Source organism: Kluyvera sichuanensis (assembly GCF_014218705.1).
Lineage (GTDB): Bacteria > Pseudomonadota > Gammaproteobacteria > Enterobacterales > Enterobacteriaceae > Kluyvera > Kluyvera sichuanensis.
On the sequence record NZ_JABBJF010000056.1, the window covers coordinates 1 to 6,397 of the forward strand.

Genomic DNA, 6,397 nt, shown 5'->3' on the forward strand with positions numbered 1-6,397 from the left:
AAATTTGTCTGCTGGTATCCGGGTTTTCAAAGTGACGGGAAGGGACCAGCGATGGCAGCATAGCTCACGCTGCCCCAATATTTTTTATGCTCTCCTCAATAAGGGGTTTGAGGGCCAACGATGTAAAAAACCACGTTAATAGGTTAACCTATTGTTTTATTTTAATTATTAGGTGCTGCATTTACAGCTACTCCAATGATCATGGGGCTGATGGTCGATGGAACGCAATACCAAGTAGATTGATTGCATAAAGTTCCTTCAATTCCGATCTGCCCTCCCGTTTTCACATCCTACTTCAGTTCAATTTTGTTGCCATTCCTTTACAACAGCTTCCCAATTGGCCGTTCTCTCGACCAATTTCCCATCAGCATCCTTTCTTGTCCAAACATCCCAGAAATCAGGGTCATCAGAATGGGGTTGCTGCTCTTTCGTCAAATTTTTCATTTTAACTAAGACAGGAAGTTCAGATGCCCAGCCCATCAGTATTGCATGTTGAGATGGCAATGAAGGCAATTCACGGAGTAATCCTCGCAAATTGTCGGGTACCATTTTATGAACTTGCTCCTGATCTTTGTCATTGCTAATTCGATGCAGAAGAAAAGTATTACATTGAGATAAAACTGTAGGTGATAATTCTGATGGTCGTTGCGAAGAAATAACCATACCGAGACCAAATTTCCTGCCTTCTCGTGCAATTTTCTCAAATACTTGACAGCAAACAGCTGCGACATCCTGATTTTCACTGTCCTCACGATACCGTTTAATAAATGTATGTGCTTCTTCAGCAACAAGTACCGTAGGTAAAGATTTGTTATATAGTCGTCTATAACGTTGCAATGATTCAAAAATAATTCTTGAAATGACAGCTGTCACAAGATGAGTAATTTCAGTTGGTACTAAAGAAAGATCAATAATTGAAACGCAGCTATCACCATCACCATCTTTCCCAATATATGTTTCTAACCAATTAGCCAAGTCAACTCTATGCTCTGAGTCATTGGTTATGGGTTTCATTCTTGTATCCGCAAGCATTGTGCGTATTCTAGCTACTAGATATTCAACATATTGCTCGCTACCATTTTCTTGTGCTAACGCCTCTAAATAGGAGACTAAATTATTTCCGTCAAAAGGGACGGGGATATCCTCGTTTTTAGGAAGGAGTTCACACTCATCGCCTCCAAGGCTCTGAAATGAAGATAACACTCCATTTATGATGTTATCAACTGCGCTAACTTTAGCATTGTAATCTGGATATCTGCCTTCTCTTTGCCCACAAAAATCTTGAATAGAGATGATTAATTTATCTAACTCAGGGCATGGTGTAGTTAATCTCGCTTTGTATTCTTCCAGACTCTGACGCCAAATATTAATTTTAGCCAAAAGATTTTTGGCTCCAGGGAAATCATTAAGTGCCGCTGCTCCTTTAGATTTATCCGCTTTTAAAGAAACCAAAATTGTACCTAGGTATTTTTTAACTTCTATATCTATATTCTTTTGTAAATCAAATTCTTCATTTCTCATTGCTCTCAAGGAGCGTTTTAGTAATGGAAGTTGTGCTTTAGGACTTGCTTGCGTGAATGATGCCCACTCCGAACTATTCCAAAACCATGAGGGTACTTGTAATTGGTTTTCACTGCCTTCAGCCTCAACCTTAAATACTCTACCTTTAAATTTCGTCGTTGGCCCCAAAGCACGTGCATACTCGCCGTTGGGGTCTAGGATGATAAATCTGGCATTTGGTTTTATTTGTGATTCCAATGCAGATTCGAGTGACCACTGGATTAATCCAGATACAGAGCAAGACTTACCGCTACCAGTATTTCCGAGCACTGCTATATGACGACCAAATAATCTATCAGGATCTACAGCTACATTTGCATTGTTCGCAAGTGGACTTTGTCCAATGATCACTCGCCTATTATTTCCAGATTCGACTATTGATCTAAGTTGTAAATCTGTCGGTAGTAAAATAGCAGCCCCAATAGAAGGAAACGATTCAGAACCTCGTTGAAATCTGAAATAATCAGTACCATCTTTGGACAAACGTTTAAGCATTCCCACCGGATTCAAACTTATTTTTTTTCGGGGGAATGGTAGATTTACTAAACCAAATTCTTGAACATCTCTTTGTTTTGGATAAGGCGAATGTTCTACAGCAAGCCACTCTATTTGCCCAACTAAGTAACCATTATCACATGATATTAATACATAACTGTTTACTCTTGGAAAGTTTCTAGGCGTTCCTGCATTCAAAGCAACAGTATCAGGTGAGTCAATCTCTAATATTGCTCTAATTTCATTAGGTGAAACAAAATCTACAGTGCCGACCCTGAGTTGCTCACCTTGTTCAATCGGAAATGAGTTCATTCAGCATCCTCGCTATTATTTGAAATTGTTGTACGATATAAACCCCTTGATTTCAATAGTTCTGCCATACGAATTGATGATCTGTCTATCGCTGCTTTAGGAAGATAAAAATCCACTAAATTCTTGATATCTCCAAAGTGGTCACCAAGTAATAAAGATATTTGAGCTTTTCTTCCACTTTCGTTTACAAAGCGCATAATTCTACCGAGTGGATCGCCGTAGGCAATTATTACTATATGCGTTGAGGGTATTGTCAGCATGTCAATAATAACACGGTTTATATGTTCATCTCCAAAACTATAACCATATGTTACCAAAGTACTATTAGGACGACATGTTGCAGATGCTAAGTCTCTGAATAGTTCAACATAAGGGTATTCTGATGTTTCTCGGTCTTTAACCGAGTTTGGATAAATCATTAATTGATGATAGTTCGCTGCTCCAGCAGCCTCCACTTGTAAAAAGGGTTCCACCGAACTCGCACCAAAAGGTAATCCAAATCGCCTTATGGCTCCTTCGGTAGTATACCAGTCCAATGAGCCATGTAATTTAGTAAAGCGCGCCACACCTTCCAAATATCTTGGTTCACCACGAATACCCGGTGGATTATAATGATAGTCGACTTCTAGTCGCGAAGATCTGAAAATAGGCGCTATAGTACCAACAAATCTGTCAATTAGTCGAATACCTGCTATTTCAGCTCCTGCTTCAATTATCCTGTCGTAATTCGTCGTGAAAATATGTAATCGATCCCTTGTCGCTGTTCGACTTGAAAAACTCATCAAAAAACTTACTAAATAATTAAACGTTTGTGTTTTTAAATCGTTTTTTGCATCGCGAATTAACTTTTCCCCATTACTAACTGAATCTGAGAATAATTTCAAACATCTTGTTAGCTCATTATTTAACTCAACTAACTCACTTTTTAAATTTCGATATGGGAGAGCACCAGGAGGCGGTTCTGGAAGTGGGAGATTTTGCGCAGTTAAAATCTCTAATCCTTTAATTAACTCATTAATTGAACGGATTTGGTCTTCAATATTACCTCTTCCTCTTCCTGAGGCTTCAGCTGTTTTAGCTACATAACTATCTATTTCAGCCTTGCAAACTTTGAGATCATTAATCCATCCCATGCCTTGAGGTTTCGTGCCTGTCGCTGACTCTTGGATTGCTGAACTAAGTCCCGCGCCAATAAGTATATTTAGGTGTTCAGACTGAAAAAGAGCAGTTAACCAAGGTTCTATTCTTAAACGCAAAAAATCAGGAGTGATTTTATCTCCTGGTTTTGCCCATGAGCAGTGTCCAACAACTTTAAATGCACCAACTTCGCTGTGTGGATCCAACTGAACCGGAGACTGGTCATCTCCAAGCTTTAAGTATTGACTCACTTTGAATTCATCCTTCGTTAGAGTTAATAGCTGTTTTTCTTTTCAGCCTAAAATAGGTCGCCCTTGATATACCCGTTTTTTCCATTACTTCCTTAACTTGTACGTCCTTATTAATCAATTCATTAGCTAATTCAGCCTTCTTGTGAGGCTTTCTTCCGAATTTGACCCCCTTAATCATAGCGGTCTTCCGCCCATCGTTAGTTCGCTCCAAGATCCTTTCTCGTTCCGCCTCGGCAACAGCTGCTAGTATCTGGATAACCATTTTTCCCATTGTGCCTTCAGTACTAAGACCATTCTCTAGAAATCGGATAGCGATGCCTTTTTTATAGCAAGTATCCACAATACGAATCATATCAGCGGTATTACGTCCTAGACGATCCATTTTAGTACAGAGGATGATGTCATCTTTCTCCGCTCTGGCAAGGAGTCTCTGTAGCCCTGCACGCTCATCAGTTGCTCCTGACATCATGTCAGTAAATACACGATCATCCCTCACTCCCGCTGTTTTGAGTTCAGTAATCTGGCTCGTCAGTTTCTGATGGCTGGTTGATACTCTTGCATATCCTAATAATGCCATTTTGGTCTCATAAATCGATATTGATACTGCGTAGTATCATAAGGTATAAATCGCGATTTTTGATACTAATGTATGATGCCGTTTTGAGCAGTCTCACAATTTATAATATTTGAGACGGTTAAAAAAAGGACAGAACTCCCGTTTACGAAAGGATGCGCAATGAGTGATGACTTTCTTACCAGCGAACAGACAGAAAACTACGGTCGCTATGTGGCAGACCCAAATGAGGTTCAGCTGGCTCGGTATTTTCATCTGGATGAGCGTGACCTTGCTTTTATTAATCAGCGACGGGGAAAACATAACCGGCTGGGGATTGCACTTCAGCTGACTACGGCGCGCTTTCTGGGAACGTTTCTTCCTGATCCCCTTCAAATTCCCTCATTCATCCGTTTTTACATTGCGGCACAGTTGAACATCAGCCGACCAGAGATCCTTTCCCGGTATGCTGAAAGAGAAAATACCCGCTGGGAGCATCAGGGGCTTATCAAGCTCTATTATGATTATCATGATTTTGGTGATTTCCCCTGGACATTCAGACTGAAGCGTTTGCTCTATACTCGCGCCTGGCTCAGCAATGAGCGTCCAGGTCTGCTGTTTGATTTTGCTACCGCATGGTTGCTGCAAAATAAGATCCTGCTACCCGCAGCCTCGACTCTGACAAGGCTGATTGGCGAAGTACGCGAACGGGCAAGTCGACGATTATGGCGAAGGCTGGCTTTGTTGCCTGACAGCTGGCAGAAAACACAACTGGACGGTTTACTTGAAATACCTGAAGGGCAGCGTATATCGGTGCTGGAGGAGATGCGAAAAGGTCCTGTCACTATCAGTGGGCCGTCATTTACAGACGCCCTGGAGCGATATACCCGACTGCGTAGCATGGAGTTTTCCCGGTTGAATTTCTCCGGTCTGCCTGCCATCCAGCTGCGGAATTTGGCCCGTTATGCCGGAATGGCTTCGGTGAAATACATTTCAAGAATGCCTGACGAACGGCGACTGGCCGTGCTTACTGCGTTTGTGAAAGCACAGGAAATTTCGGCGCTTGACGAGGCCGTGGATGTGCTGGATATGCTTATTCTGGATATCACGCGTTCTGCAAAAAATATCGGGCAGAAAAAGCGGCTCAGGACCCTGAAAGATCTTGATCGTGCCGCGCTATTACTGGCACGGGCATGCACGTTATTACTTGATGAGAACACCGATGAAGCAGCTCTGCGGCAGGCTATTTTTCGCCGCATACCAAAGGACAAACTGGCTGAATCCGTCGGCAAGGTAAATGAGCTGGCGCGCCCGCAAGATACTCAGTTTCAGGATGAAATGGTGGAACAATATGGACGGGTGAAGCGTTTCCTGTCCGCGATGTTGCGTGACTTACACTTTCAGGCCGCCCCGGCCGGGGAGCTCACGTTGTCAGCAATCCATTATCTGGCCGAACTGAGTGGCTCAAAAAAGCGAATTCTCGACGATGCACCAGAGCAAATCATTTCCGGCCCATGGAAACGTCTGGTCTACGACAGAGATGGTAGGATTCTACGAGCGGGTTACTCGCTGTGTCTTCTCGAGCGCCTTCAAGATTCTTTGCGCCGTCGTGATCTCTGGCTGGAGAACAGTGATCGGTGGGGGGACCCGCGTCAAAAATTGCTTCAGGGAGCTGAATGGCAGGCACAACGCATCCCGGTATGTCGGGCGCTGGGTCATCCATCAGACGGAACTAAAGCAGCAGAACAACTGGCTACGCGGCTTGATGACACATGGAAATCAGTGGCTTCACGTTTTGCCTGCAACGCAGCGGTCAGCATAAGCAATGAAGGTAAGCATCCCTCACTGACGATTAGCAGTCTGGATAAACTGGATGAGCCACCGGCACTGATACAATTGAATCGTCGGGTAAGAGAATTGATCCCTCCGGTTGATCTGACGGAGCTGTTGCTTGAAATAGATGCCCGAACCGGTTTTACCCGCGAATTCAGCCACGTCAGTGAATCAGGTGCTCGGGCGCAGGATCTCCAGGTCAGTCTGTGCGCAACACTGCTGGCAGAAGCCTGCAATATAGGGCATGAACCCCTGA

General features: G+C 43.2%; 4 protein-coding genes. 1 reads left to right on the forward strand and 3 read right to left on the reverse strand.

Annotated features, from left to right (window positions below):
* Positions 1–300: 300 nt before the first annotated feature.
* The 3 genes from HII27_RS26450 to HII27_RS26460 are packed head-to-tail and all read right to left on the reverse strand — an operon-like array spanning position 301 to position 4,332.
* The gene (locus tag HII27_RS26450; protein WP_004098991.1) at positions 301–2,367 is read right to left on the reverse strand and encodes an ATP-binding protein; all 2,067 of its coding nucleotides are present in this window, start codon (positions 2,365–2,367) and stop codon (positions 301–303) included.
* Positions 2,364–3,755, reverse strand: coding sequence for an SIR2 family protein (locus HII27_RS26455; protein WP_004098990.1), 1,392 nt, complete (start codon positions 3,753–3,755; stop codon positions 2,364–2,366). Before HII27_RS26455 ends, HII27_RS26450 begins: the two co-directional genes overlap by 4 nt.
* A 7-nt stretch (positions 3,756–3,762) precedes the next feature.
* The gene (locus HII27_RS26460; RefSeq protein WP_004098989.1) at positions 3,763–4,332 is read right to left on the reverse strand and encodes a recombinase family protein; all 570 of its coding nucleotides are present in this window, start codon (positions 4,330–4,332) and stop codon (positions 3,763–3,765) included.
* Between the two features lie 159 nt (positions 4,333–4,491).
* Here HII27_RS26460 and HII27_RS26465 point away from each other — a divergent pair.
* On the forward strand, positions 4,492–6,397 hold a 1,906-nt coding region (locus HII27_RS26465; RefSeq protein ID WP_185670171.1), incomplete at its 3' end, for a Tn3 family transposase.

What these genes read in the sequence shown, in the direction of transcription:
- HII27_RS26450 (WP_004098991.1), bottom strand. Translation starts at nt 2,367, where the DNA reads ATGAACTCATTTCCGATTGAACAAGGTGAGCAACTCAGGGTCGGCACT.
- HII27_RS26460 (WP_004098989.1), bottom strand. Translation starts at nt 4,332, where the DNA reads ATGGCATTATTAGGATATGCAAGAGTATCAACCAGCCATCAGAAACTG.